The 25659-nt window shown below is 72.1% G+C and carries 23 protein-coding genes and 1 pseudogene; 16 read left to right on the forward strand and 8 right to left on the reverse strand.

Annotated elements, in window-relative coordinates; translation table 11 throughout:
- Positions 1 to 34 precede the first annotated feature (34 nt).
- Complete coding sequence (locus LUM46_RS09080; RefSeq protein WP_274993483.1) at positions 35 to 418, reverse strand: universal stress protein; 384 nt, start codon at positions 416 to 418, stop codon at positions 35 to 37.
- 217 nt (positions 419 to 635) lie between these two features.
- On the opposite strand from LUM46_RS09080, the gene LUM46_RS09085 reads away from it, so the two are divergent.
- From LUM46_RS09085 to LUM46_RS09100, 4 genes are all read left to right on the forward strand, one after another.
- Positions 636 to 1757 (forward strand): SPFH domain-containing protein, encoded by a 1122-nt coding sequence (locus LUM46_RS09085; RefSeq protein ID WP_274993484.1) that lies wholly within the window; start codon positions 636 to 638, stop codon positions 1755 to 1757.
- Between the two features lie 2 nt (positions 1758 to 1759).
- Positions 1760 to 2956 (forward strand): TFIIB-type zinc ribbon-containing protein, encoded by a 1197-nt coding sequence (locus LUM46_RS09090; RefSeq protein ID WP_274993485.1) that lies wholly within the window; start codon positions 1760 to 1762, stop codon positions 2954 to 2956.
- A gap of 76 nt (positions 2957 to 3032) precedes the next feature.
- The gene (locus LUM46_RS09095) at positions 3033 to 3440 is read left to right on the forward strand and encodes a TFIIB-type zinc ribbon-containing protein (protein WP_274993487.1); all 408 of its coding nucleotides are present in this window, start codon (positions 3033 to 3035) and stop codon (positions 3438 to 3440) included.
- A 200-nt stretch (positions 3441 to 3640) separates the two neighbouring features.
- Entirely contained in the window at positions 3641 to 4483 is an 843-nt protein-coding gene (locus LUM46_RS09100) for a TIGR03620 family F420-dependent LLM class oxidoreductase (protein ID WP_274993488.1), read from the forward strand.
- Here LUM46_RS09100 and LUM46_RS09105 read toward each other — a convergent pair.
- The gene (locus tag LUM46_RS09105) at positions 4387 to 6078 is read right to left on the reverse strand and encodes an HNH endonuclease (RefSeq protein WP_274993516.1); all 1692 of its coding nucleotides are present in this window, start codon (positions 6076 to 6078) and stop codon (positions 4387 to 4389) included. The genes LUM46_RS09100 and LUM46_RS09105 overlap by 97 nt on opposite strands.
- Before the next feature lie 381 nt (positions 6079 to 6459).
- Here LUM46_RS09105 and LUM46_RS09110 point away from each other — a divergent pair, with 381 nt between their 5' ends.
- From LUM46_RS09110 to LUM46_RS09140, 7 genes are read left to right on the forward strand one after another with little or no spacing between them, the layout of a single operon-like run.
- Positions 6460 to 6591: a hypothetical protein gene (locus LUM46_RS09110; RefSeq protein WP_274993489.1), complete on the forward strand. Its 132-nt coding sequence runs from the start codon at positions 6460 to 6462 to the stop codon at positions 6589 to 6591.
- Positions 6588 to 6680 (forward strand): potassium-transporting ATPase subunit F, encoded by a 93-nt coding sequence (locus LUM46_RS09115; RefSeq protein WP_274993490.1) that lies wholly within the window; start codon positions 6588 to 6590, stop codon positions 6678 to 6680. The genes LUM46_RS09110 and LUM46_RS09115 overlap by 4 nt, the downstream gene beginning before the upstream one ends.
- A complete protein-coding gene (gene kdpA, locus LUM46_RS09120; protein ID WP_374727006.1) occupies positions 6680 to 8365 on the forward strand; it encodes a potassium-transporting ATPase subunit KdpA in 1686 nt (561 codons plus the stop codon). Before LUM46_RS09115 ends, kdpA begins: the two co-directional genes overlap by 1 nt.
- Positions 8362 to 10599, forward strand: a complete 2238-nt coding sequence (kdpB, locus tag LUM46_RS09125; RefSeq protein ID WP_274993492.1) for a potassium-transporting ATPase subunit KdpB — start codon at positions 8362 to 8364, stop codon at positions 10597 to 10599. Before kdpA ends, kdpB begins: the two co-directional genes overlap by 4 nt.
- A gap of 59 nt (positions 10600 to 10658) precedes the next feature.
- Entirely contained in the window at positions 10659 to 11288 is a 630-nt protein-coding gene (gene kdpC, locus LUM46_RS09130) for a potassium-transporting ATPase subunit KdpC (RefSeq protein WP_274993493.1), read from the forward strand.
- Positions 11285 to 13810: a DUF4118 domain-containing protein gene (locus LUM46_RS09135; RefSeq protein ID WP_274993494.1), complete on the forward strand. Its 2526-nt coding sequence runs from the start codon at positions 11285 to 11287 to the stop codon at positions 13808 to 13810. Before kdpC ends, LUM46_RS09135 begins: the two co-directional genes overlap by 4 nt.
- The gene (locus LUM46_RS09140) at positions 13807 to 14529 is read left to right on the forward strand and encodes a response regulator (RefSeq protein WP_274993496.1); all 723 of its coding nucleotides are present in this window, start codon (positions 13807 to 13809) and stop codon (positions 14527 to 14529) included. Before LUM46_RS09135 ends, LUM46_RS09140 begins: the two co-directional genes overlap by 4 nt.
- A gap of 13 nt (positions 14530 to 14542) precedes the next feature.
- On the opposite strand, the gene LUM46_RS09145 is transcribed toward LUM46_RS09140, so the two are convergent.
- Positions 14543 to 14959 (reverse strand): MarR family winged helix-turn-helix transcriptional regulator, encoded by a 417-nt coding sequence (locus tag LUM46_RS09145; protein WP_274993497.1) that lies wholly within the window; start codon positions 14957 to 14959, stop codon positions 14543 to 14545.
- Between the two features lie 51 nt (positions 14960 to 15010).
- On the opposite strand from LUM46_RS09145, the gene LUM46_RS09150 reads away from it, so the two are divergent.
- The gene (locus LUM46_RS09150; RefSeq protein WP_274993498.1) at positions 15011 to 15598 is read left to right on the forward strand and encodes a TIGR03086 family metal-binding protein; all 588 of its coding nucleotides are present in this window, start codon (positions 15011 to 15013) and stop codon (positions 15596 to 15598) included.
- 65 nt (positions 15599 to 15663) lie between these two features.
- Here the strand turns inward: LUM46_RS09150 and LUM46_RS09155 are convergent.
- A pseudogene (locus tag LUM46_RS09155) lies at positions 15664 to 16506 on the reverse strand (DMT family transporter); the annotation flags it as partial.
- Between the two features lie 68 nt (positions 16507 to 16574).
- Here LUM46_RS09155 and pdxR point away from each other — a divergent pair.
- Positions 16575 to 18068 (forward strand): MocR-like pyridoxine biosynthesis transcription factor PdxR, encoded by a 1494-nt coding sequence (pdxR, locus tag LUM46_RS09160; RefSeq protein WP_274993500.1) that lies wholly within the window; start codon positions 16575 to 16577, stop codon positions 18066 to 18068.
- A 193-nt stretch (positions 18069 to 18261) separates the two neighbouring features.
- Here pdxR and LUM46_RS09165 read toward each other — a convergent pair whose 3' ends face one another.
- Both LUM46_RS09165 and LUM46_RS09170 read right to left on the reverse strand, forming a co-directional pair.
- On the reverse strand, positions 18262 to 18939 hold the full coding sequence (locus tag LUM46_RS09165) for a hypothetical protein (protein WP_274993501.1): 678 nt from the start codon (positions 18937 to 18939) through the stop codon (positions 18262 to 18264).
- A 253-nt stretch (positions 18940 to 19192) separates the two neighbouring features.
- Positions 19193 to 20389: a class I SAM-dependent methyltransferase gene (locus tag LUM46_RS09170; RefSeq protein WP_274993503.1), complete on the reverse strand. Its 1197-nt coding sequence runs from the start codon at positions 20387 to 20389 to the stop codon at positions 19193 to 19195.
- Between the two features lie 145 nt (positions 20390 to 20534).
- Here LUM46_RS09170 and LUM46_RS09175 point away from each other — a divergent pair, with 145 nt between their 5' ends.
- Complete coding sequence (locus LUM46_RS09175) at positions 20535 to 21500, forward strand: phosphotransferase family protein (RefSeq protein ID WP_274993504.1); 966 nt, start codon at positions 20535 to 20537, stop codon at positions 21498 to 21500.
- Positions 21501 to 21515: 15 nt separating this feature from the next.
- On the opposite strand, the gene LUM46_RS09180 is transcribed toward LUM46_RS09175, so the two are convergent.
- Positions 21516 to 21971, reverse strand: coding sequence for a SufE family protein (locus LUM46_RS09180; protein ID WP_274993505.1), 456 nt, complete (start codon positions 21969 to 21971; stop codon positions 21516 to 21518).
- Positions 21972 to 22036: 65 nt separating this feature from the next.
- Between LUM46_RS09180 and LUM46_RS09185 the strand changes: the two genes are divergently transcribed.
- Positions 22037 to 22348, forward strand: coding sequence for a DUF3175 domain-containing protein (locus tag LUM46_RS09185; protein ID WP_274993506.1), 312 nt, complete (start codon positions 22037 to 22039; stop codon positions 22346 to 22348).
- Between the two features lie 23 nt (positions 22349 to 22371).
- Here LUM46_RS09185 and LUM46_RS09190 read toward each other — a convergent pair whose 3' ends face one another.
- Positions 22372 to 23265, reverse strand: a complete 894-nt coding sequence (locus LUM46_RS09190) for a sulfurtransferase (RefSeq protein WP_274993507.1) — start codon at positions 23263 to 23265, stop codon at positions 22372 to 22374.
- A 44-nt stretch (positions 23266 to 23309) separates the two neighbouring features.
- Here LUM46_RS09190 and LUM46_RS09195 point away from each other — a divergent pair.
- Positions 23310 to 25659: RHS repeat domain-containing protein (locus LUM46_RS09195; RefSeq protein ID WP_274993508.1), on the forward strand; the 2350-nt coding region annotated here is incomplete at its 3' end.

Consider the following 25659-nt stretch of genomic DNA (forward strand, 5'->3'; position numbering starts at 1 on the left):
CGTCAGAGTGCCCGACGCCGGTCGGGCAGCGGCGTCAGGCGTAGCCCGCCTTGACGACCAGCACGGGGGCGGGGGAGTCGAGCAGCACCCGCTGCGTCGTCGACCCGACGAGGAACTTGCCGACCGACGAGTGCTTGCGCGAGCCGATGACCACGAGGTCGGCCGAGACGGCCTCCGCCTGGTCGACGATCGCGTCGGCGACGTCGGCGTGCTCGGGCCGGAACACGATCGGCGCGACCGTGACGCTGCCGGGGACGGTGTCGAGCAGGTGCGCGAGCGCCGCGGGGACCTTCGGCCCCACCTGCGGTGTCAGCACGAGGACGGCGAGCTCCTGCTCGCGTCGCGTCGCCTCGGTGACGGCGGCGCGCATCGCGGCCTCACCCTGGGGTGACTCGTTGTACGCCACGAGGACGGTCATCGGTCCTTGCACCTCCGGACAGGTTCGCCGGGTGTCACCCCTGCTGGTGAAACTCTCTCACATGTCCAGGTCACTGGCAGTCGTCCGCTGCCACGTGATACGACGCCGGGCACGTCGAGACCATCTTTCGTTCCCCCCGGTGCGCCGGACTTGTATGGTCCAGTTGCTTGCAGCGTCCGGGCGAGCGTCCCGGGTAGGAGCGAACGAGGAGCACGTCATGGGCCTGCTGGACAAGATCAAGGGTGAGCTGGTCGACATCGTCGAATGGCTCGACGACACGCGCGACACCATCGTGTGGCGGTTCCCGCGCTACGAGAACGAGATCAAGATGGGTGCCCGGCTCGTCGTCCGCGAGTCGCAGGCCGCCGTCTTCGTCAACGAGGGCCTGATCGCCGACGTGTTCGAGCCCGGCACCTACACGCTCGAGACCCAGAACCTGCCCGTGCTCTCGACGCTGAAGGGCTGGAAGCACGGCTTCCACTCGCCCTTCAAGGCGGAGGTGTATTTCGTCAGCACCCGCCAGTTCACCGACCTCAAGTGGGGCACCAAGAACCCCGTCATGATGCGGGACCCGGAGCTGGGCATGGTGCGGTTGCGCGCCTTCGGGGCGTTCGCCGCCCGCGTGGTCGACCCCCAGAAGCTCCTGCGCGAGCTGGTCGGCACCGACCCGCAGTTCCGCACCGACGAGGTGCACGAGTACCTGCGGCAGAACGTCGTGAGCCACCTGGCGAGCGCGCTCGCGTCCGCCGGCATCCCGGTGATCGACCTCGCTGCCCACCACGAGCGGCTCGGCGACCAGCTCGCCGTCAAGCTCACCGAGGAGCTCGCGGGGCTCGGCATCTCGGTGCCGAACTTCGTCATCGAGAACATCTCCCTGCCGCCCGAGGTGGAGCAGGCGCTCGACAAGCGCACGTCCATGGGCATCGTCTCGTCCGGCACCGTGGGCAGCATGGCCTCCTTCCAGCAGTTCCAGGCCGGCCAGGCGATGGAGGCCGCGGCCGACGGCGGTGGCAGCGCCGGCGCCGTGATCGGCATGGGGCTCGGGCAGTCGGTGGGCAACGCGATCGTGCCGCCCACGCCCGCCGCGCCGGCGCAGCCCGCCCAGCCCGTCGCGGCATCGGGCCCGCCGCCGATGCCCGGCTGGTACCTCGGCAACGGTGGCGCGCAGACCGGCCCGTTCGACGACGCCGCTCTGGCCGCCCAGGCCGCCGCCGGCACGCTGACGCCCGGCACGCTGATCTGGCGCGCCGGCATGGCGAGCTGGGAGCCGGCGTCGTCGGTGCCCGACGTGGCGAAGCACCTCGGCGCGACCCCGCCGCCCCTCCCGCCGCAGGCCTGAGGATGGCGGAGCTCACCGAGGGCGGTACGACCGCCCACCGTTCCTACCCGTGCGAGCAGTGCGGGGCCAGCGTCGAGTTCGCTGCCGGGACCGGGACGCTGACCTGCCCGTACTGCTCGCACGCGCAGCAGGTCGTACCCGCCGGTGGCGAGGTGCGCGAGCACGACTTCGCGGCCCTCGCCGCGATGCAGCGTCCGGCCGCCCCGGCGACGCACGACTACCGCTGCGGCACGTGCGGGGCCATGACGACCAGCGACCACCTGTCGCAGAAGTGCGGGTTCTGCGGGTCGCCGATGGTCGCGGAGGTCGAAGGGCTCGGGCTGGTCCAGCCGGAGGCGGTGCTCCCGTTCGGCGTCGACCGGCCGGCCATGCAGAGCGCGCTGCAGAAGTGGGTGCGTTCGCGGTGGTTCGCGCCGTCGGCGCTCAAGAAGGTGGTGTCCGCCGAGCAGGCGCACGGCGTCTACCTGCCGCACTGGACGTTCGACGCGCAGACCCGGTCCGACTACACGGGCCAGCGCGGCGAGCACTACTGGGTCACCGAGACGTACACGACCACCGACTCCGAGGGGCGCAGCCAGACCCAGACCCGGCAGGTGCAGAAGACGCGCTGGTACCCCGCCAGGGGCACGGTGGCGCGGGACTTCGACGACGTGCTGGTGGCGGGGACGCGGCGGGTCATGCCCGAGCACCTGGCCAAGCTGAGCCCGTGGCCGCTGGAGCAGGCGGCGGCGTACCAGCCGGACTACCTCGCGGGCTACGAGACCCTGCGGTACGACGTCGAGCCCGAGGCCGGGCTCGACGCCGCCAAGGGGAAGATGGCGCCGGTCATCGAGAACGACTGCGAGCGGGACATCGGTGGTGACGTGCAGCGGGTGCACCGCGTCGACACGAGCTACTTCGAGGTGACGTACAAGCTCCTGCTGCTGCCCGTGTGGATCGCCACGTACCTGTACGGCGGCAAGCCGTTCCAGGTGCTGGTCAACGCACGCACCGCCGAGGTGGTGGGCGAGCGTCCGTGGTCGGCCTGGAAGATCACGTTCGCGGTCCTCGCGGCGCTGGTCCTCGTCGCCGCGATCGTGTGGGCGGTCGTGGCGGCCCAGGACGGCGGTACGGCGAGCGTCGTCTACTCAGGGCTCTCGCTGTTGGGCGATCCCGGGTCTCATGAGAATGTGAGGCTCCACGCGGGACCTGGCACCTGACCAGGGCGCCACGGAACCGTACGACCGGCCCGTCCGTTGGGTGACCGGCAGACGACGACCGCAAGGAGACCACACGATGCTGTGCCCCATCGACCAGACCACGCTCGTCATGTCCGAGCGCAAGGGGATCGAGATCGACTACTGCCCCACGTGCCGTGGCGTGTGGCTCGACCGCGGTGAGCTCGACAAGGTCATCGATCGCTCCGTCGAGACGGAGATCGCGGCCGAGAACCGGCCGGCGCCGTCGGCTCCCGGGGCCCCAGCACCGATGGCCCCGCCCGTGCCGAACCCTGTGCAGGCGGGTCCCTACGGCTCCCCGCAGCCGGCCTACGACCCGCGCTACGACGACCGTCGCCGCGACGACGACCGTCGCTACGACCGGGACCAGGACCGTGACCGCCGGTACGACGGCGACCGCCGGTACGACCCGCGCTACAAGAAGAAGCGCAAGGAGTCCTTCCTGGAGAACCTCTTCGACTTCTGACGGAGCGTCGTCAGACCGGAAGTGCGCTTCTGCCCCGTGATTCGGCCCGAAACGCTCGAGACGGTTCGGGCCGGGCCGCTGGGTGGCGGCGCACTTTCGCGTTTCCTGCCGCGAAGCTTGACCTCAGGTTTGGTTGAGGTTCTAGCGTCGTGCCGGACATGACGAGCGGCTGCCGGCCGCGATCTGCGAGGGAGCCGTTGATGAGTGAGCTCGAGCTGGGACGACTGGGCCTGGTGCTGAACGTGGCGGACGACCGCGCCCACATCGAGGAGGCCGCTGAGGCCGAGCGGCTGGGGATCTCGACGCTGTGGCTGCCCGGTGGGCAGCTGGAGTCGCTGGAGCCGCTGGTCGAGCTGCTGCGCGCGACGGAGAAGGTGGCCGTCGCCCCGGCGATCATCCCGCTGGACCTCCACGGGGCCGCGGATGTCGCTCGACTCGTTAGCCTCCTGGACGACGGCGAGGCGGCACGGTTCGTCGCCGGCTTCGGTGCTTCCCAGCGGGAGGCCCGGCCGCTGGCCGGGCTACGCGCGTTCCTCGACGAGCTGGACGCGACGGGCGTGCCGGTACCTGCCGGTCGCCGGCTCGTCGCGGCGCTCGGCCCGCGCAAGCTGGAGCTCGCCCGCGAGCGGGCGGCGGGCGCGATCATGATGCTGGTGACGCCCGGCGTCACATCGCGGGCCTGGGAGATCCTCGGTCCGGACGCGACGCTGGTGGTGCACCAGCCGGTCGTGCTGGACACCGACGTGGACCGTGGCCGGCAGACCGTGCGCGGGATGCTGGGCTTCCTGCTGAACGTCGGTGGGTACGCGGCGAACATGCGCCGGATGGGCTTCGGTGACCGTGACATCGCCGACGTGAGCGACGAGCTGGTCGACGCTGTGGCGACCGTCGGTGACGCCGACGCGATCGTCGCGGGTGTGCGGGCACACCTGGACGCCGGCGCTGATCACGTGGCGTTGTCCGTCCTCTCCGACGGCACCCAGCCGGGCCCGATCGAGGTGGCGCGCGCGGTAGCTGCCGCAAACCCGGCCCTGGCCCGGTAGATCGTGTCGTCTGCCGCCCAGGTTAGATCCGGCCTGGCCCGTCGCCGGTTCCTGGGGCGGGTCAGCCCGCGCTGGCCGGGCGGCCGGTAGGCGATCGCGCCCCGCAGACGCGGTGCAGCACAGCCGATCGTGTAGCGGCTGCGCGGGACGCGTCCGCTCGGGTTGCCCATGCCGACGGCCGGGGTCCACGCCGGTACCGGTTGCCGGGGGCGTTCTTGGATCCCCTCTGCCACGGGTGCAGAGCGTTCGGGTGCGGTCGGCGCGTCCTCCTGCCCCGTGGCCGGTTCCAGTGCCGTGGGCGTGATGGAGACGGACTTGTGCCCTGGTGCGGTGTCACGGGCCGGCCGGGGAGGCTGGGGCGCGACGGAGACGGACGTGTGCCCTGTCGGTGTGGTCGTCTCGACCGCGTGGCGGCCGTTGATCTCGGTGGTCTTCTGCCGCCACCCCGGTGCCTGCTTCGCATGATTGCACCGCACGCAGAGCCCTTGCCCGTTGTCCAGGCTCGTCTCACCGCCCTCGGCATGCGGGGTGACGTGGTCGATATGCCGTACCGGGGCGTCGCACCATGACGTGGCGCAGATGCCCTGCTCCCGGACGCGCAAAAGATCCGCCAGCCCCGGTGGGTGGAACCGCGCCTTCGACGTCGTGGCCAGCAACCGACCCTTCGGATCGACATAGATCGCCCGCAGCCACGCAGCGCCCGCGTCGATCCCTTGCGCGGCTAGGTTCCGGGTCACAGGGGCCGGGACGATGCCCGCGCCCGAAGGCATGCCCTCCACGACCACGCCGGGCTGGTCACCACCGGTCAGCAGGGTCTGGTCGGAGACCAGCAGATTGAGCGTGACCGGCACCTCGTCAGCCGCACCCGGCCCACGGCCCGTGACGCGCTCGATCAGGGTGTCAGCCATGATCTGCCCCGCCCCGCGCTCGTCACCGGTCGCCTTGGCTGCCTCGGCGTGCTTCTTCAGCTGCGCGTACGCCTGCACACCTTGCTGCATGGGTACCAGTGCGGTCAGGTACACCATCAGGTCCGGCGCCGGACGCACCGAGACACACCTCTGTGAGGCAGCCTTCGCGTTCCGCTTCACACACGCATGCACGTCCAGCTGGCCCGCGAGCTCCTTGATCCGCGCGACCAACCGGCGCGTCCCCATCGACGCCAACATTGCCCGGTTCGCCGGTCCGCAGAGCTCCTCGTCGATCCGCGCCCGGTCCTCCACACCCAGGTGCGACGTCTCCCGCACCAGCAGGGTCGCCCGCCACTGCGAGAGGACACCCGTGCGCAGAGCATCGAAGGTGTGCGGCATCTGCGTCACCCACACCCGTGCCACACCCAGGAACGAGCCGCCCGCGTGCGGGCTGACTCGCAGCGCCGCCCCGACCTGGTTCGGCACACCACGACCACGCCGCTGCGCCCGCACCCCGTGCTCGACTTCCTCGGCCTTCGTCGCCTCGTCCAACGCGACCGCCAACCGGCCCTGCGCCGCGGCGACCGTGTTCTTCACCGCCTCGAGCTCACCGAGCAGGTCCACCCACTCGGCCTGCGTCGTCTTCGAAACCGACGACGCGGTGTCAGTACCGCCTGGCAGGATCATCCCGGCCAGGTACTCCCGCAGCGCCCGCACATCAGCCGCTCGCACCACCGCAGGAACGCCCCCGGAGACGGATCCGCTCCCGGCTGGGGGCAGCACCGACCCGACGGGCCGCCAGCCCGCTCCCAGTGCACCTCCCGCTGATGTCATGCCACCAAAATATCGCACACCTGTTCGCATGGCGCGTCGAGCGGCACGCCCTCTGCCATCAGCAGAAGAATGAGCCCTCTTGCGGAGCTGCCACCGCTCGAACAGCACCACGTATGTCCGAGCCATGACCAACGACGCGTGCGGCATCAGAAGGGCGTCAGCGTCGCCAGGGCCGCCGTCAACGTTCCGTCAAAGAGGCCCGCCACCGGTCGCCGTCGGGCATAGACCGGTGTCATGACCGATCTCGCCTTCATCCTCCTGACCATGGCGTTCTTCGCCGCGGTGGCCGTGGTGGCGCGCCGCGCCGCCGCGCACGAGCCCGCCGCGCACGAGCCCGCCCTCGACCCTTCGGGGAGGCGGAAGTGAACCCGTTCGACGCCGTGGGCCTGGCGCTCACCCTCGCGGGCCTCGTGTACCTGTTCGTGGCGCTGATCCGCGCCGACCGGACGCGGTGATCGGCGTGCACACCGCTGTCCTCAGCCCGGTCGTCGCGGCAGTGGCGCAGATCCTCGTGCTGGTCGCCGCGCTCGCCGCCGTGCACGCGCCCCTCGGCGCCTACCTGGCGCGCACCTACACCAGCCCGAACCACCTGCGGGCGGAGCGGCTCTGGTACCGCGTCGTGCGGGTCGACCCGGACGCCGAGCAGCGCTGGACCACCTACCTGATGTCGCTGCTGGGCTTCTCGCTCGTGTCCGTCCTCTTCCTGTACGGGCTCGAGCGTCTGCAGGCCCACCTGCCGTGGAGCCTGGGTCTCGCCGGGTTCGACCCGGCCGGCGCCTGGAACAGTGCGGTCAGCTTCACCACGAACACCAACTGGCAGTGGTACTCGGGCGAGGCAGCGGCGGGGCACCTGCTGCAGATGGCCGGGTTCGCCGTGCAGAACTTCGTCTCGGCCTCCGTCGGCATGGCCGTCGCCATCGCTCTGGTACGAGGCTTCGCCCGCTCCGGCACCGACGCCCGCATCGGCAACTTCTGGTCCGACCTGACCCGGGGCGTCGTCCGCGTCCTGCTGCCGCTCTCCGCCGTCGCGGCGGTCGTCCTCATGGCGTCCGGCGTCATCCAGAACCTCGACCCGCACACCGCGCTCCGCACCGTCGAAGGGGCCTCCCAGCATGTCCTGGGCGGGCCCGTCGCGTCCCAGGAGGCCATCAAGGACCTGGGTACCAACGGCGGCGGCTTCTTCAACGCGAACTCGGCGCACCCGCTGGAGAACCCGACGCCGCTCACCAACCTCGTCGAGATCTTCCTGCTGCTGGTCATCCCGTTCACCCTGCCGCGCGCGTTCGGCCTGATGGTCGGCGACCGGCGGCAGGGCTGGGCGATCCTCGGTGTCATGGCCGGGCTGTGGGCAGCGTCGCTGGCACTGACCACCTGGGCCGAGATGGCCGGCCCCGGCGCGGCGCCCCAGGCGGCGGGCGCCGCCATGGAAGGCAAGGAGACCCGGTTCGGGCTCGCGGCGAGCGCCTTGTTCGCCGTGTCGACGACGGCGACCTCGACGGGGTCGGTGAACTCGATGCACGACTCGTTCCCGGCGCCGGGCGGCGGGATGCTGCTGTTCAACATGCTGCTGGGCGAGGTGGCGCCGGGTGGGGTGGGCGCGGGGCTGTCCGGGATGCTCGTGCTCGCCGTGGTCGCGGTGTTCGTCGCGGGCCTGATGGTGGGCCGCACGCCGGAGTACCTGGGCAAGAAGATCGGCCGCCCGGAGATGACGATCGTCGCGCTGTACGTGCTGACGGTGCCGGCGCTCGTGCTGGTCGGCACGGCCGTGTCCGTGGTGGTCGAACCGGGGCTGGCGGGTGTCCAGGACCCTGGCCCCCACGGCCTGTCGGAGGTGCTGTACGCGTTCGCGTCGGCGGCCAACAACAACGGGTCCGCGTTCGCCGGCCTGACCACCGGTACCCCGTTCTACGAGGTGGCGCAGGGCCTGGTGATGCTCGCGGGGCGCTTCGTCCCGATAGCCCTGGTGCTGGCTCTGGCGGGCCGGCTCGCGAGCCAGACGACGGTCCCGGCGACGTCGGGCACCCTGCCGACGCACCGCCCGCTGTTCGCGGGCCTGCTGGCCGCGGTGGCGATCGTCGTCGTGGGCCTCACCTTCATCCCCGTCCTGTCCCTCGGTCCCGTTGTGGAGTCCCTGTCATGACCATCGACATCCGGAATGCCCCGGCCGGCTCCGCCGCGCCCGGGTCCCCGACGACCGGCGCCGGGGAGCCCCGCGCCGCGCAGCGCACGACGCCGCGCGCCCTGACGTGGGCGCAGGTGCGGTCGGCGCTCCCGGGAGCGCTGCGCAAGCTCGACCCGCGCGTGCTGTACACCTCGCCCGTCATGTTCGTGGTCGAGGTGGGCGCCGTCGTCACGACGGTCCTCGCGGTGGTGGAGCCGGGCGTGTTCGCCGGGTGGATCGCGGTGTGGCTGTGGGCCACGGTGTTCTTCGCGACCCTCGCGGAGTCGGTGGCCGAGTCGCGCGGCAAGGCGCAGGCGTCCACGCTGCGCGCGACGCAGAAGCAGACGACGGCGCGCAGGGTGGTCGCCGCGCAGGACACGCCGGCGGCGCGCTCGCGCATGGACCTGCCGACCGTGGAGGTGCCGTCGTCGACGCTGCGCGTGGGTGACGTCGTGGTCGTGGCGGCGGGGGAGACCCTGCCGGGCGACGGCGACGTGATCGAGGGGGTCGCGTCGGTGGACGAGTCCGCCGTGACCGGCGAGTCGGCCCCGGTGATCAGGGAGTCGGGCGGCGACCGGTCGGCGGTCACCGGAGGCACGGTGGTGCTCTCGGACCAGGTGGTCGTGCGCATCACCGCACCCGCCGGCTCCACCTTCGTCGACCGGATGATCGCCCTGGTGGAGGGCAGCGAGCGCCGGCGGACGCCGAACGAGGTGGCGCTGAACATCCTGCTCACGTCGCTGACCATCGTGTTCCTCCTGGCGGTGGCGACGCTGCAGCCGTTCGCGGTGTACTCGGGCTCGCGGCAGTCGCTGCTGGTCCTGGTGGCGCTGCTGGTCTGCCTGATCCCCACCACCATCGGTGCGCTGCTCAGTGCCATCGGCATCGCGGGGATGGACCGGCTGGTGCAGCGCAACGTGCTGGCGATGTCGGGTCGTGCGGTGGAGGCCGCCGGTGACGTCGACGTGCTGCTGCTCGACAAGACCGGCACCATCACCTACGGCAACCGGCGTGCCACGGAGGTGCTGCCGGTGGCTGGCGCGACGCCGCGGGAGCTCGCTGTGGCGGCGCGCCTCGCCTCGCTCGCCGACGAGACCCCGGAGGGGCGCAGCATCGTCGAGCTCGTCGACGCCCACCACCCCTCCGTTGAGTGCGGGGTATCTGTGGGGTCGGAGCCCGCTGACCCCACACATACCCAGCACTCAACAGGTGGGGTGGGGTTGCCGGACGGGGCCGAGCTCGTGGTCTTCAGCGCGGTGACGCGGATGTCGGGTGTCGATCTGCCTGCGAGCGCGACCGGCGGCGTCCGCCGCATCCGTAAGGGCGCGGGCAGCGCCGTCGAGCTGTGGGTGCGCGGCACCGGCGCGCAGGTCTCCGCCGCGGACGGCGAGCAGCTCGCCGCCCTCGTGGACGCCGTGGCCGGCGAGGGTGGCACGCCGCTCGTCGTCGCCGAGCAGGTGGGCGAGGCGCCGGCGCGGGTGCTCGGCGTCGTCCGGCTGAAGGACGTGGTCAAGGAGGGCATGCGCGAGCGGTTCGACCAGCTGCGCGCCATGGGCATCCGGTCGGTGATGGTCACGGGCGACAACCAGGTGACGGCGCGGGCCATCGCCGCCGAGGCGGGGGTGGACGACGTCCTGGCCGAGGCCACGCCCGAGGACAAGCTCGCCCTGATCCGCCGCGAGCAGGAGGGCGGCCGGCTGGTCGCGATGGCCGGGGACGGCACCAACGACGCCCCGGCGCTCGCCCAGTCCGACGTCGGCGTCGCGATGAACACCGGTACGTCCGCCGCGAAGGAGGCGGGCAACATGGTCGACCTGGACTCCGATCCCACCAAGCTCATCGAGATCGTGGAGATCGGCAAGCAGCTCCTCATCACGCGCGGTGCGCTGACCACGTTCTCCGTGGCGAACGACATCGCGAAGTACTTCGCGATCCTGCCCGCCATGTTCGTGACGGTGTTCCCGCAGCTCGACGCGCTGAACGTCATGCGCCTGGCCAGCCCTGGCTCGGCGATCCTGTCGGCCGTCATCTTCAACGCGCTCATCATCCTTGCCCTCATCCCGCTGTCGCTGCGCGGGGTGCGGTACCGGCCGGCGTCGGCGTCGGCCCTCCTGCGGCGCAACCTGCTGATCTACGGGGTGGGCGGCCTGGTCGCCCCGTTCGTCGGGATCAAGCTCATCGACCTCGTCGTCTCGCTGCTCCCGGGCCTGTAGCCCGGCCCTCCGGCAGCCCGGCCCCCAGCAGCCTGAACCACCACACAAAGGAATCTGACATGGCACCGACCACAGCGGCGAGCGACCTCGCGACGCTGACCCGCCACTCGCTGGCGGGGCTGCGCATGCTGCTCGCCTTCACCTTCGTGACGGGGCTGGCCTACCCGCTCGCGATGACCGCCGTCGGGCAGGTCGCCTTCCCCTGGCAGGCGAACGGCTCGCTCGTCCGGTCCGACGGCGGCCCCACCACCTCGCGCTCGGACGCGGTGGGTTCGGCGCTGGTCGCGCAGGGGTTCACCGGCGCGGAGTACTTCCACCCGCGGCCGTCGGCGGGGGAGCACGACACGCTCGCGTCCGGCGGGTCCAACCTGGGCCCGCTCAACCCGGGCCTGGTCGCTTCGATCGAGGGGCGCAAGGCCGCGGTCGCCGCGGCGGAGGGTGTGGCCGCCGCCGACGTCCCGCCTGACGCCGTCACGGCGTCGGCCTCGGGCCTGGACCCGCACATCAGCCCCGCGTACGCCGCGATCCAGGTGGCGCGCGTCGCACGGGAGCGCGGCCTGTCCGACACCGACGTCGCGGACCTGGTGGCGCGGCACACCGCCGGACGCGACCTCGGTGTGCTCGGCGAGCCCCGCGTGAACGTGCTGGAGCTCAACCTCGCCCTCGATGTCGCAGACTTGAGGCCATGACCACCGGACGCCGGGGCCGCCTCACCGTCTATCTCGGGGCGGCCCCGGGCGTGGGCAAGACCTACGCCATGCTCGACGAGGCGTGCCGACGCCGCGCGCGGGGCACCGACGTCGTCATCGGCCTCGTCGAGACCCACGGCCGGGCCGCGACGATCGACCGGATCAGGGACCTGGAGCTGGTCCCGCGCCGGCAGGTCGAGCACCGCGGGACCACGCTCACGGAGCTCGACGTCGAGGCGGTGCTGGAGCGCGCGCCCCAGGTCGCCCTCGTGGACGAGCTCGCGCACACGAACGCCCCCGGGTCCGCGCGCCCCAAGCGCTGGCAGGACGTGCAGGACCTGCTCGACGCCGGCATCGACGTGGTCACCACCGTCAACGTGCAGCACCTCGCCTCGCTGACCGACGACGTCGAGGCGATCACCGGCGTGCGGCAGCGCGAGACCGTGCCCGACCAGGTGGTGCGCGACGCCGACCAGATCCAGCTCGTGGACCTCTCGCCCGAGCAGCTGCGCCGCAGGCTCGCGCACGGCAACGTGTACCGGGCGGAGCAGATCGACGCCTCGATGGCGTCGTTCTTCCGCGTCGGCAACCTGACCGCGCTGCGCGAGCTGGCCCTGCTGTGGCTCGCCGACCGTGTCGACGACGCCCTGACCCGGTACCGCGCCGACCACTCCATCGACGGCACCTGGCCGGCCCGCGAGCGCATCGTCGTGGCGGTGACCGGCGGGCCCGAGACGGAGACGCTGCTGCGCCGGGGTGCGCGCATCGCGCAGCGTGCCGCGGGCACCGAGCTGCTCGCGGTGCACGTGCTGCCGACGGACGGTCTCCCGGCCACGCCGTCGGCCACGATCGGTGCGTACCGGACGCTGGTGGAGTCGCTGGGTGGGACGTTCCACACGGTGGTGGGGGAGGACGTACCGTCCGCCGTCGTGGACTTCGCGCGCGGGGTGAACGCGACGATGATCGTGGTGGGCGTGTCCCGGCACAGCGTGTGGCGCCAGGCGCTGCTCGGGTCCTCCAGCGCGGAGATCGCACGCCTGTCGGGTGCCATCGACGTGCACCTGGTGACGCACGAGCGGGCGCGCATCGGCGTGGGCGTCGGGTCCCGGTACTCGTCGCTGTCGGCGGGGCGCAGGGCCGCCGGCTGGGGCTCGTCCGTGGTGCTGCCCGTGGCCCTGACGGCGATCCTGCTGCTGATCGGCCGGGACGACGTGGCGCTCGCTACCGACGCCATGCTGCTCCTGGCGGGGGTGGTCGGGGTCGCGCTCATCGGCGGGCTGTGGCCCGCCGTCGTGGCCGCCGTGGTCTCGAACCTCTGCCTCAACTGGTTCTTCACGCCGCCGACGGGCCGGTGGACGATCGCCGAGGCGGAGAACGTGTTCGCCCTGGCCGTGTTCGTCGTGGTCGCGGTCGCCGTGGCGTCCGTGGTCGACCTCGCGGCGCGGCGCACCACGCAGGCCTACCGGGCGCGTGCCGAGGCGTCCACGCTGGCGGCGCTGTCGCGTTCGGTGCTGTCCGGCCAGGACACGGCCCAGGCGATCGTGCAGCGGCTGGCGCAGACCTTCGCGATGGCCGACGTGCGCCTGGAGGAACGTGCGGGCGACCGCGCGCCGTGGTCGGTCGTGGCGCACGAGTCGCGGGGCTCCGGGCCGGACCCGGACGGTCCGGTGACCGAGGTGGCGATCGACGACCGGCACCGGCTGGTCCTGGCCGGGCGGGTGCTCCCGGCGAGCGATCGGCAGGTGGTCGAGGCGTTCGGGGCGCAGGCCGGCATCGTCCTCGAGCACCGGCGGCTGCGCGAGCAGGCGGCGCAGGCGGAGGTGCTGGAGCAGACCGAGAGCACCCGGACGGCGCTGCTCGCCGCGGTCTCGCACGACCTGCGCACCCCGCTCGCGGCGATCCGTACAGCCGTGGACGGCCTGGGCTCGCCCGACGTCGAGCTCGACCGGGAGGACCGCGACACCCTCACGGCCACCATCGCCGACTCGACCTACCGGCTGGAGCGGCTCATCGGCAACCTGCTGGACCTGTCCCGCCTGCAGACCGGCGCGGTGCGGCCGGCGCTGCGCGCGGCGTCGCTCGAGGAGGTGGTGCCGATCGCCGTGGAGCCGTGGCTGTCGCGGCTCGCGCTCGACGTGCCCGAGGACCTGCCGCTCGTGCACACCGACCCCGGCCTGTTCGAGCGGGTCGTGGCGAACGTCGTCTCCAACGCCGTGCGGCACTCCCCGGCGGACGCGAAGGTGCTGGTCACGGCCTCCGCGGCGTGGGACTCCGTGCAGCTGCGGGTCGCCGACGCCGGCCCCGGCGTGCCCGACGACCGCAAGGCGACCATGTTCGAGCCGTTCCAGCGCCTCGACGACACGAGCGCCGACGGGCTCGGGCTGGGCCTCGCCGTCGCGTCAGGGCTCGCGTCCGCCGTCGGCGCCCGGATCGCGGCCGAGGACACGCCGGGCGGCGGCCTCACCATGGTGCTCACCGTGCCGCGTGCACGGGACGCGGAGCGTGATGGGATGGATCGGTGAGCACAGAGCTGGACGGCGGGGGCGAGCGCGCGGCGGCGTCGGGCAACCGCGTGCTCGTGGTGGACGACGACGCCGCGCTGGCCCGCGCCCTGGCCATCAACCTGCGGGCGCACGGCTGGGACGTGACGGTCGCGCCCACGGGCGCGGCAGGCCTGGACGCCGTGTCGTCCGCCCGGCCGGACGTGGTGCTGCTCGACCTGGGCCTGCCCGACATGCCGGGCCTCGACGTCATCGCCGGGATCCGGGGCTGGACGCGTGTGCCGATCGTGGTCCTGTCCGCGCGGCAGCTCGGCGACGACAAGGTGGACGCCCTCGACGCCGGCGCCGACGACTACGTGACCAAGCCGTTCGCGATGAACGAGCTGCTCGCCCGGCTGCGTGCCGCCGTCCGGCGGGCGGAGCCGGCCCAGGCGGAGGAACCGGTGGTCACGGCGGGCGAGCTGCGGATCGACCTGGCGCGCCGGCAGGTCTCCCGCGCAGGGGCCGGCGTGCGGCTGAGCCCCACGGAGTGGGCGCTGCTGGAGGTCCTCGTCCGCAACCGTGGCCGGCTCGTGGACCGCAAGCTGCTGCTGCACGAGGTCTGGGGCCCTGCCTACTCCACGGAGACCAACTACCTGCGCGTCTACACGGCGCAGCTGCGGCGCAAGCTGGAGCGGGACCCCTCGCACCCCCGCCACATCCTCACGCACCCGGGCGCGGGGTACCGGTTCGAGGTGTGACCCCGTGCGGGCGTCAGCCCAGCGAGTCGACCAGCCGGGTGAGCACCCGTTCGAAGGCTTCCCGGTCGCCCTGCGGAACGTCACGCAGCAGGTCGTCCTCCATCTCCCGGATGGCGGCCCGGCACCGGTCGAGGACCCGTCGTCCCTCGGCGGTGAGGGAGACCATGCGGTTACGACGGTCCGTGGGATCCGGTTCGCGGGTGACGAGCCCGAGCTGCTCCAGCTGGTCGAGGTTGCCGATCAACCGTGTCTTGTCCCGCCCGGTGGCGGCCGCCAGCTGGGCCTGGGTCGGTGCGGAGCTCTCCGTGAGGGCGCTGAGGACCGCGTAGTCCCACATCCGCAGCCCGGCGTCCGCGAGGATCGGCTCCTCCCGGGCGGCCGCCTCCCGCACCAGCCGGGACAGCAGGTAGCCAAGCTCAGGTCGCTCCACCTGGCGATCCTAACCACCTTCATATGATCTACCGTGGTGTATCGTCTACTCATGCTTACTTATTCGGACATGCGTGTTCAGCACGACGGTGCTCTCGCCGACACCAGCCGGCTGGTCGAACGGGCGGCCGACGGCGAGCTCGGGATCGCGACACCGTGCGAGGGCTGGGACCTGGCGGACCTGCTGTCGCACATGATCGGCCAGAACCGCGGCTTCGCGGCCGCCGTCGCCACCGGTGACGCGGAAGCGGAGGCCTACGCCGGGCCGGATGTCACCCCGGCGAACGCCGTCGGCGCGTGGGAGGCGTCCGCCGAGGCGCTGCGCGCCGCGTTCAGCGCGGCCGGCGAGAACGCCACCGCGCACCTCGTCGAGTTCGACATCGACGTGACCGCGGCCGACGCGCTCAGCATGCACCTGCTCGACACCGCGGTCCACGCCTGGGACGTCGCCGCGACGCTCGGCGAGACCTACCGCCCCGACGACGTCGTCACCCAGCTCGTCCTCGGCCTCGCCCGACGGATCGCGAGCCGGCCCGGCGGGTCGCCCGGCGTCTTCGGGGAACCGCTGGCCGAACGCGGCGACGACGGGTGGCTCGACGCCCTTCGCCTCCTGGGTCGGGACCCGCGGCCCGTGGGCTGAGCACCGAGCACGACGCCGACGACCACCACGCCCACCCCGGCCCACACCACCGGTCCCGGCACCGGGCCGCCCAGCAGCACGCTGCCCACCGCCGACGCCACGGGCACCACGCCGGTGAACAGCCCGGCGCGCCCGGGCCCGATCCGCCCGACCGCCGTGTACCAGAGCAGGAACGCCACCACCGTGACGGACAGGGCGAGGTGCAGCGTGGCGGGCACGTGCTCCGCGCGCAGCGTCAGGACGGCGTCCGGCCCTTCCGTGGCGAGGCTCAGGGCCCAGAGCGCCACCGCCGCGATCCAGACCGCATGGAGCGAGACCCCGTACGGCCCGAGCCGGCGCAGCACCGGCACCGCCAGCAGCGTGAAGCCGGCCTCGCAGAGCAGCGTCAGCAGCGCGTAGCCCAGCCCCGTGGCGTCGGAGTGCCCGCCCCCGGTCACCAGGACGGCGCCCAGCGTCACCACCACCGCTGCGACGACCACCACCGGCGTCGGCCGGGTGCGTCCGAGCAGCGGCCCCACCAGGGCCAGCAGGATGGGCACCGCCGCGACGGCGACGCCGATCACCGCGGGCTCGGCATGCGCGACGCCGCGCACCACTCCCACGTTGAACAGCACCAGCCCGGTCAGCGCCACGCCCGCCAGCCACGCCCACTCCCGCCCGCGCGGTACCGGGACCGATCGCCCGGTGCACCGCAGGACCACGAGCAGCACCAGGGCGGCCAGCGTGTACCGGACCGCCTGCACCGCGAAGAGCGGGGCGTCGGCGAGCACACCCGAGACCGCCACCTGGCTGCCGACCAGCGCCATGCCGAGGCCCGCGTACAGCGGCCCGGTCCATCGTGCCGACGGCGTGGGCTCGGTTCCGGCGTGCGTCTCGGCCCGCACGCCCGGTGGCGTCCTGGTTGTCATGACCGCGAGCCTGCTCGGGGTTTGGTATATCTGACAGAGCCAAGATCACGACGATCAAAGGGACCAAGATGCGCGGGGCCGACTTTCTCCAGCTCGACCCCGCACAGGCCGGCCGGGGGAACCTCACCGCGTGGCTGGCCGAGGCGGTGCGGGACGCGGTGTCCGACGGCCGGCTCGCGCCGGGCGACCGGCTGCCCGCGACGCGCGTCCTGGCCGGCCAGCTCGGCTGCTCGCGCGGCGTGGTGGTCGACGCCTACCGGCGTCTCACCGATGAGGGCCTGCTGTCCGGCCGGCACGGAGGCGGCACGACGGTCCGCGCGGCGTGGGCTCCGGCCCAGGCCCCGCCGTCGGCCCCACGGGAGCGGCCCGACGCCGGTGCGCGCCAGGCCGCGGCGTCCGGCCTGGCGGGTGTCCTGCCCGACCTGACCGCCGCGCCGGCCCGGGACGCCGACGCCGACCTGATCGACCTGTCACCCGGCCTGCCCGACCTGTCCGCGTTCCCTCGCGCCGCCTGGGCTCGCGCCGAGCGGTCGGCGCTGGCCGGGCTCGCGTCGAGCGAGCTCGGGTACGGCGACCCGCGGGGCCTGCCCGCGCTCCGCGAGGCGCTGGCCGGCTGGCTCGCACGCACCCGGGGAATCCGCGCGCACCCCGACGACATCCTGGTGGTCAACGGCGTCTCGCAGGGCCTCGTGCTGCTCGCCCGCGCGCTCGGTGCACAGGGGATCCGCCGGATCGGGTTCGAGGACCCGGGCTCCTACGGCGCGCGCGAGCACCTGCGACGGTGGGAACTGGAGCCGGTCCCGGTTCCCGTGGACGGTGCCGGCCTCGACGTGGCCGCGCTCGGCCGGACCGGGGTCGATGCCGTGCTGGTCACCCCGGCGCACCAGTTCCCCACGGGCGTGGTGCTCGCCCCGGACCGGCGCCGGGAGCTGGTCGCGTGGGCGGGCGCCGCCCCGCGCTCAGACCCTGGCCGCCGGCCCGGACGGCTGGTCATCGAGGACGACTACGACGCCGAGCACCGCTACGACCGTCCGCCCGTCCCGGCGCTGCGCGCGCTCGCACCCGACCACGTGGTCCACCTCGGCAGCGTGTCCAAGTCGCTCGCCCCCGCCATCCGCCTCGGCTGGCTGCTCGCCCCCGCCGCGCTGCAGGCCGAGCTGGTGGAGGCGCGCTACTGGACCGACCTGGCCAGCCCGGCCCTGCCCCAGCTCGCGCTGGCGCACTTCATCACGACCGGCGGGTTCGAACGGCACCTCCGTCAGGTCCGACGGCGGCACCGCGCCCGCCGCGACGCCCTGCTCGCGGCACTCGCCGCTCACCTGCCCGACGGCACCGCCCACGGGGTGGCCGCCGGCCTGCACCTGCTGGTCACCGTGCCCGGCACGGACGACGCCGCGGTGGCCCGCCGAGCGGGCCAGGCAGGGGTGCGGGTGCAGCCGCTCTCGGCGCACCGGCTGGGGGACGGGCCGTCGGGCCTGGTGATCGGCTATGCGGCGAACACCCCGGACCGGCTGCACGAGGCGGTACGGCGGATCGCACAGAGCATCACGAGCGACCGGTGAAGGTCGCCCGTCCACCTCTGGTGAAATGCTTTGATGTGTCGTTCACCCAGCAATGAGGCCCTTTCCCGGAATCCGGGAAAGGGCCTCACCGTAGCCTTTTGTCACCAGCCCCACCGTTCGCGAACGGCTGGCGGAAAAGGCGTCATATACCGGCCGTGCTGGCGACGTCCGGCACGCTGAAGGGGACTGTTCGTCACACTCCGGGCACCGGAACCGGGAGCGGGACGGGAAGGCCGCCGGTGAGGAGGCCGAGGAGCGAGGAGAGAAGGCCGTCGACCGCACCGAGCACGGTGTCCAGCAGACCGGCCGGGGCCGGGACGGGGAGCGGCACCGGAAGGTCCGGCACCGGGTTGTCCACGGGGACGTCGGGCAGACCGTCCACGGGGACGTCGGGCACGGGGTTGTCCACCGGAACGTCCGGCACCGGGTCGGTCTCGGTGGTGACGTCGGCCTGGGCCGCGACATCCGTCGCGGTTGCCGCGGCGGTGTCAGCCTCGGTCGTGACGTCGGTCTCGGCGTCCGTCGCGGTCTCGGCCGCTACGTCGGTCTCGGCTGCCGCGTCTGCCTCGACCTCGGTCGCGACATCCGCCTCGGCTTCGGCTGCTGCGTCTGCCTCGGCCTCCGCCGCGACGTCCGCCTCTGCCTCCGCCGCGACGTCCGCCTCGGCCTCCGCCGCGGCGTCAGCTGGCGCCTCGGCCTCGGCGGCGACCTCTGCAGCGGCCTCGGTCTCGGCCTGGGTCTCGGCCGCGACGTCCGGCACCGGGTCGGTAGCGGTGACCGCTGCCGCGGGCTTGTCGGCGTCGGTCGGCACCAGTGCGCTCGCACCTGTTGTGGCTGCGCAGACCATGGCCGCCGAGACGGCGGTGGTCACGACAGCACGACTGATTGCACGGAATCCTCGGATCATGGTGTTTCCCCTCGAATAGCTCCGTTGAAACAGCGGTGGAGCACACACGTGTGTTCACCACAAAGAAGAGTCCGACGGCCTTTTCACCCTGTCAATCGGAACGCATCGACGCATTCACGGAATGAAACAAGACATTCCAGGATCGAACTCTGCGGCAGAGCGACAGGAATGCCCGTAACCCAGACATCACAGTGGTGATACAGGACGATCGTCCAGGTCAGGAGTCCCGGATCAGTCGCCAGAGGGACGTGACCTCGCGCCGTCGTGCCTCGTGCAGCGCGTCGGCGGCGTCCTGGGCTCTCGGGTGCTGCGGCGTCGTGTCGTGCCGGCCGGCGACCCGCAGCCCGGCGTCGGCGATGCGGGTGAGAAGCTCGTCGCGTGTCCGCAGCCCGAGGTGCTCGGCGAGATCCGAGAGGACGAGCCAGCCTTCGCCCGCCGGTAGGAGGTGCTCGGCGAGGCCGTCGAGGAACCGGTGGAGCAGGTCGGAGCCGGCGTCGTAGATCCCGAGCTCCAGGGCCGAGGTCGGGCGGGCGGGCAGCCACGGCGGGTTGCACACGACAAGGTCGGCCCGGCCGTCCGGCCACAGGTCGGCCTCGGCGACCTGCACCCGCTCGGCGAGCCCGAGGCGGCGGACGTTCGCACGGGCGCAGGCCACCGCCCGGGGATTGATGTCGGTGGCGACGACCAGCCCTGCTCCGCGGCGGACGAGGACCGCCGTGAGCACACCGGTCCCGGTACCGAGGTCGAAGGCCACCGTCGGCGCCTCCCCACCGGGGAAGGGCGTGTCCGCGACCAGGTCGACGTACTCGCCACGCACGGGGGAGAAGACGCCGTACGCAGGGTGGATGCGCGCGCCCAACGCACCGATCTCGACGCCCTGCAGATGCCACTGGTAGGCGCTGAGGACCCCGACGAGCTCGGTGAGCGCGACGCACGTCCCGCCGGGCTCGCCGTGGCCGTCCGCTGCGCAGTCGACCCCGTTGCCGGCCGTGCCGTAGGCGTGGTCGGCAGCCTCGCGGACGTCGGGCGCCCGGCGCAGCGCCAGGGTGTGGTCCGGCTCGAGCAGGACCAGCAGGCTCCCGAGCAGGCGGGCTCGCTCGGCACGCTCCGCGCGGTGGCTGTGGAAGAGCGCGGCCGTGCCGTTCCCGGCGGGGTCGTGAAGTGTTGTGCTGCCCCGGGTCCGGGCGGAGCGGGACCGTTCGTGCAGGCGGTCCATGGCGCGCAGCAGCTGCCGGGCGTTGTGGAAGTCGCCCCGCCACAGCAGGCCGGTGCCGCCGCGTGCCAGGCGGTAGGCGGCCTTGGCGGTGGTGCCGTCGTCGACGACGACCACGCGGGATGGCGCGGGGGTGTCGTTCTCGGAGTGCCAGCGGGCGGAGAAGGGGGCTCCGCGTTCGGCCCAGCGGACAGCGGCCATGACGTGCTCCAGAACGAGTCGAAGGTGTCGGAGTCAGCACGACTGACCTTCCGTCATGTGCCCCCATCTTCTCACGGGCCCGTTGCCGTCGACGAAGCCATCAATGCGCTCGTCAGGCAGCGTGGGCGGTTGGCATGATCGCCGCATGACCCGCGTCCGACCCACCTGGCCCGACCTCCCCACCCACGTCCGGGACGCCGTCGTCGCCCGGCTCGGTGGCCCGGTCGCGGGCTGGACGTCGCACGATGGCGGCTACTCGCCCGGCTGGGCGCTCACGCTGAGGACAGCGGCCGGGAGTGTCTTCGTGAAGGTCGCCTCCACCGAGCACGAGGTCGCGGCGCGCCTGCACCGCCAGGAGGCGCAGCGTGCGGCGGCTCTGCCCGACGGCGTCCCCGCGCCGGCCTTCCGCTGGAGCATGGAGCTGCCCGAACCCGCGGGAGCAGAACCTGCCTGGGTGATCGTCGCCTCCGACGTCGTCCGCGGGCGGGCACCACGGGCCGAGCCGTGGGATCTCGACGACCTCGACCGCCTGCAGCGGCTGGCCCGCCGCATCGCCGAGCACGAGGTGCGGGAGGGCGGTGTGTTCCCGGACTTCGGCGGCAAGGTGCTGCCCGATCCGGCCCTGCTGGCCGACGAGCGTCCGGAAGGCCTGGCGACCTACGACCCGTGGCTGGCGGAGAACCTGGACCGGCTGGCCGAGATCGCCTCGCCGGAGCGACAGGAGGAGGCGTCCGCGGGTCCGCACCTGGTGCACGGCGACCTGCGCGCCGACAACGCGCTCATCGCCCGGCAGGCTGACGGCGTCGAGGACGCGGTGGCCGTGGACTGGCCGTACGCCGCGCGTGGCGCGGCGTTCCTGGACCAGATCGGCATGCTCCCGGCCGTGCGCGGCGCCGGAGGTCCCACCCCGCAGCAGGTCCTGGACCGCACGCCGCTGCCTGCTGGGACTGATGCCGAGGCGGTCACCGTGTGGGTGGCGGTGCTGACCGCCTACTTCGCGCGCGGCTCGCTGCTGGACCCGCCGCCCGGCATCCCGCACCTGCGTGCGTTCCAGCGGATCCAGGCGGAGGCCTGCATCCCGTGGCTCCGCGACCGGCTGCACGCCGGATAGGCCGCATAGAAGGGGTCAGGCCTCCGCGGCGGCCAGCTGCTCCCGGACCTGGCGCTTGGCGCGGGTCAGCATGCCCGCCATGCCGTTGAGCCGCAGCAGGCTGACCACCTTGGTGAGGCCGAGCTGGAGCGGGTAGTCCTCGGGCACGTCCAGCACCTGCTGTGCGGTCAGGCCGGTCAGCCCCTGCGCCAGGATCGAGGCGAAGCCTCGTGTGGTGGGCGCCTCCTCCGGTGCGCTCGCGTGGAAGGCGACCACCCCGGCGTCGTCCACCTCGGCGAAGGCGTAGACGGGGGACTGGCACTCCTGGACCCGTTCGAGCCGCTCGGGAGCATCCGCGTACCTGGCGGGCAGCGGCGGAAGCTCGCGCGACACCTCCAGCAGCAGCTGGAGCCGGTCGCGCTCCGGCGTCTCCAGGAAGGCGTCCCGCAGCTCGGCGAGGGCCTCGGGCAGGTCGACGTCGTTGGTGCTCATCTGTTCATCCTCCCACCGCCCGCAGGGCTCGAGCGAGCCACCGGGCGGCGTCGTACGGTTGATGTATGGCCGAGAAGAAGCGGTCGGGCAAGGGGTCCGACCAGGACGGCGAGCGCTGGTCCCAGGACGTCACCGAGGGAAGCGACGCCCTGGACCTGGAGGACGGCGTCTTCACGTGGAAGGACCCGGCGCGCATCGCCAGGTCCCTCAAGCGGTCCGCGGAGTCGAGCGACCGGCGCAAGAGCTCCCCGTACCGCTCGGCGATGTCGATGCTCACGTTCTACGTGAACCGCGCCGGCAAGGAGCTCGACGCGGACCAGCGCGAGGTCCTGGAGCGCGCCAAGGACGAGCTCCGCAAGGAGTTCGGCCGCGCCTGACCGGTCAGCACCTCACGGACGGGTCAGACGGCGCCCGGCTCGCTGCCCGTGGCGACCGGCACGCGCACCGCGTTGCCCCACTCGGTCCAGGAGCCGTCGTAGTTGCGCACGTCGGTGTAGCCGAGCAGGTAGGTCAGCGCGAACCAGGTGTGGCTGGAACGCTCGCCGATGCGGCAGTAGGTGATCACGGCGTCGTCGGGGCTCATGCCCAGGCCGGCCGTGTAGATCGCCTCGAGCTCCTCGCGTGTCTTGTACGTGCCGTCCTCGGCGACGGCCGTCGCCCACGGGACGTTGCGCGCCGTCGGGATGTGGCCGCCGCGCAGCACGCCCTCCTCCGGGTAGTCCGGGATGGCGATGCGCTCGCCCGTGTACTCCTGCGGGGAACGGATGTCGACGAGCGGGCCGTTGCCCAGGTGCGCCAGGACCTGCTCGCGGAAGGCACGGATGGTGCTGTCGTCGCGCACCACGACCGGGTAGTCGACCGGCGCGGGGGCCGGGACGTCCGTGGTCAGCTCGCGGCCCTCGGCGCTCCATAGCCCGCGGCCGCCGTCGAGCAGTCGGACGTCCGTGTGCCCGAACAGCGTGAACACCCAGGCTGTGTAGGCGGCCCACCAGTTGTTCTTGTCGCCGTACAGCACGATGGTCGTGTCGCGGGTGATGCCCTTGCTGCCCATCAGGGCGGCGAACGCCGCGCCGTCGAGGTAGTCGCGCATCTCGGGGTGCTGCAGCTCGGTGTGCCAGTCGACCTTCACGGCGCCCGGGATGTGGCCGGTCTCGTAGAGCAGCACGTCCTCGTCGGACTCCACCACGACGATCCCGGGGTCCTTCAGGTGCTCGGCCAGCCACGCGGTGCTGACGAGGCGTTCCGGGTGGGCGTACTGCGCGATCTTGTCCGACGGGTCGATGGGCGCGGGCATGGGGCCTCCTCGTAGAGCACGTGCACTGACGACGATAAGAACACATGGTCCTGCCGAAAAGATCCCGGGTGCTTCGGTGGGGGCCGCGGCCGGCCGATGTCATCAGCGACGAGCGGTTCGCCTATGACTCGGCCGAGGTCGGCACGGCTCCGGTGCGCGGTCGCGTGACCTTGCACCAGGAGGTGGAGTACTACAACGGCACCGGGCTGACGACGAAGACCACAGTCACGTCTCCCGATCCGGATGGCAGCGGCGCCCTGACGGCGCATAGGTCCGTCACCGACCTGGACCCGGTGTTGGGCGTGCCCGTCAAGATCACGGACCCGAACGACAAGGTCACCTCGGGTACGTACGACGGTCTGGGCCGGCTGAGGCAGGTGTGGGAGCCTGGGCGCGTGCAGGGGACCGATACGCCGAACACCAAGTACCTCTACATGGTGCGGTCCAGCGGCATGAACGCGGTCAAGACGGAGACGCTGAACCACGACGGCTCGGCATATGTGGCCTCGCGCGTGATCTACGACGGCCTGCTGCGTCAGCGGCAGTCCCAGTCGCCGTCCGCGTCGGCATCGGAGGCTGGGCGGGTGATCTCCGAGTCGTTCTACGACTCCCGTGGCCTGGCACAGATGGTCCGCGACGGGTGGAGTGCTACCGGTGCGGCGGTGACGACCCTGCTCACGTCGAGCGCTGCGGTGGATTCACGCGTTCTGACGCGGTACGACGGAGCCGGTCGAGCGATCAGCGAGACGTTCCAGGTCGGCGAAGGCACCAAGCCCGACAACAACACCAGCTACCTCGAGAAGTGGACCACGACGACGGCGCACAGCGGCGACCGGACCGACGTGAACCCGCCGACAGGGGGCGTGCCGACCACGACGCTCACCGACGCTCGGGGCAACACGACCGAGCTGAGGCAGTACACGGGCGCCTCGCTGACGGGTACACACCATGTCACCAGCTACACCTACGACCACGCGGACCGGCTGAAGAAGGTGACCGATCCGGAAGGCAACATGTGGAGCTACGGGTATGACCTGCGGGGCCGACAGGTCTCGGCATCCGATCCGGACAAGGGTGACAGCGCAACGGTCTATGACGACGCCGGCCAGGTGGTCACCTCGACGGATGCGCGCGGTGAGAAGCTCGGGTACACCTACGACGCGCTGGGGCGCAAGACGTCGTTGCGCGATGATTCGCCGACGGGTGCCAAGCGCGCCTCTTGGAGCTACGACCTGCTCGGCAACGGGAGCACGGTGAAGGGGCAGCTTGCCTCCAGCACCCGAACGGCTGATGGCGTGGAGTACACGACCAGCATCACGGGCTACACCGATCGGTACCAGCCCACGGGGCAGACCATGTCGATTCCCGACAGCCTGGGTGCCCTCTCCGGTGATTACACCACCGAACTGCTGTACACCGAGGACGGCCGAGTGCGGTGGCAGTCTGTGCCGGCTGCCGGCGGGCTGGGTCGTGAGTCGCTGACGACCTTCTTCTCGGCCACAAACGCTGCCGATGGGCTGACCGGTGGATTCGGGGCAGGGGCCTACGTACTTGGGGCGGACTATCTGCCCACGGGCGAGACCTCATGGCTGCGAACCGGGAACACCTATGACTACCAGCAGGCGATGTACTACGGGGTAGGCACGCGCAGGTTGGAGAGCGTGACGACCACACTGGAGACGGGGAACGCCGAGGACGAGCTGCATGACCTGCAGCACGCCTCGTACAGCTACGATGCCGCCGGCAACGTGCTGTCCGTCAAGGACACGCCTGACCCTGCCCTAGGTGGACGGCCCTCCGACCAGCAGTGCTTCACCTACGACTGGGCACGTCGGCTGACCAATGCGTGGACCCCGCAGAACGGTGACTGTGCGCCGTCGAACCGGACTGTGGCGGGCCTTGGGGGCGCGGATCCGTACTGGAAGTCGTACTCGTACGACGTGCTGGGTAACCGGACCGCGAGCGTGCTCCATCGCACGGCTGCCGCGGGTGGGGACGTGGCGAGCACCTATGCTCGGCCGGCTTCTGGCGCGGATTCGGTGCGGCCGCATGCGGTGACGTCGGTGACCGCTAAGAGTGGTTCGGGGACTGAGCTGGGTGTCTCGTCGTTCGCGTATGACGGTGCCGGCAACATGACTGGTCGCACGGTGGCGGGGGCTGCGGAACAAGTGCTGACCTGGGACGCTGAGGGTGAGCTGGCGAGTGTCTCTTCCGATGAGAACGGTGATGGTTCCGTTGCGGAGTCGGAGTCGGATGAGTTCGTGTACTCGGCTGATGGTGACCGTTTGGTCCGTACCCAGGACGGAGACACGACTGTCTACCTGCCGGGGCAGGAGATCACGCTGGACGGTGACACGGGCGCTGTGTCGGCGAAGCGGTATTACACGTTCGCGG

The organism is Promicromonospora iranensis (assembly GCF_028994805.1).
In the GTDB taxonomy this organism is placed as follows: Bacteria; Actinomycetota; Actinomycetes; order Actinomycetales; family Cellulomonadaceae; genus Promicromonospora; species Promicromonospora iranensis.

Excerpts from the sequence above, each read along its gene's own strand:
- LUM46_RS09095 (WP_274993487.1), top strand. The coding sequence starts at position 3,033 with ATGCTGTGCCCCATCGACCAGACCACGCTCGTCATGTCCGAGCGCAAG.
- LUM46_RS09185 (WP_274993506.1), top strand. The coding sequence starts at position 22,037 with ATGGCCGAGAAGAAGCGGTCGGGCAAGGGGTCCGACCAGGACGGCGAG.
- LUM46_RS09170 (WP_274993503.1), bottom strand. The coding sequence starts at position 20,389 with ATGGCCGCTGTCCGCTGGGCCGAACGCGGAGCCCCCTTCTCCGCCCGC.
- pdxR (WP_274993500.1), top strand. The coding sequence starts at position 16,575 with ATGCGCGGGGCCGACTTTCTCCAGCTCGACCCCGCACAGGCCGGCCGG.
- LUM46_RS09090 (WP_274993485.1), top strand. The coding sequence starts at position 1,760 with ATGGCGGAGCTCACCGAGGGCGGTACGACCGCCCACCGTTCCTACCCG.
- LUM46_RS09105 (WP_274993516.1), bottom strand. The coding sequence starts at position 6,078 with ATGATCCTGCCAGGCGGTACTGACACCGCGTCGTCGGTTTCGAAGACG.
- kdpC (WP_274993493.1), top strand. The coding sequence starts at position 10,659 with ATGGCACCGACCACAGCGGCGAGCGACCTCGCGACGCTGACCCGCCAC.
- LUM46_RS09135 (WP_274993494.1), top strand. The coding sequence starts at position 11,285 with ATGACCACCGGACGCCGGGGCCGCCTCACCGTCTATCTCGGGGCGGCC.
- LUM46_RS09110 (WP_274993489.1), top strand. The coding sequence starts at position 6,460 with ATGACCGATCTCGCCTTCATCCTCCTGACCATGGCGTTCTTCGCCGCG.
- LUM46_RS09190 (WP_274993507.1), bottom strand. The coding sequence starts at position 23,265 with ATGCCCGCGCCCATCGACCCGTCGGACAAGATCGCGCAGTACGCCCAC.
- LUM46_RS09100 (WP_274993488.1), top strand. The coding sequence starts at position 3,641 with ATGAGTGAGCTCGAGCTGGGACGACTGGGCCTGGTGCTGAACGTGGCG.
- kdpB (WP_274993492.1), top strand. The coding sequence starts at position 8,362 with ATGACCATCGACATCCGGAATGCCCCGGCCGGCTCCGCCGCGCCCGGG.
- LUM46_RS09175 (WP_274993504.1), top strand. The coding sequence starts at position 20,535 with ATGACCCGCGTCCGACCCACCTGGCCCGACCTCCCCACCCACGTCCGG.
- LUM46_RS09080 (WP_274993483.1), bottom strand. The coding sequence starts at position 418 with ATGACCGTCCTCGTGGCGTACAACGAGTCACCCCAGGGTGAGGCCGCG.
- LUM46_RS09085 (WP_274993484.1), top strand. The coding sequence starts at position 636 with ATGGGCCTGCTGGACAAGATCAAGGGTGAGCTGGTCGACATCGTCGAA.
- LUM46_RS09150 (WP_274993498.1), top strand. The coding sequence starts at position 15,011 with ATGCTTACTTATTCGGACATGCGTGTTCAGCACGACGGTGCTCTCGCC.
- LUM46_RS09180 (WP_274993505.1), bottom strand. The coding sequence starts at position 21,971 with ATGAGCACCAACGACGTCGACCTGCCCGAGGCCCTCGCCGAGCTGCGG.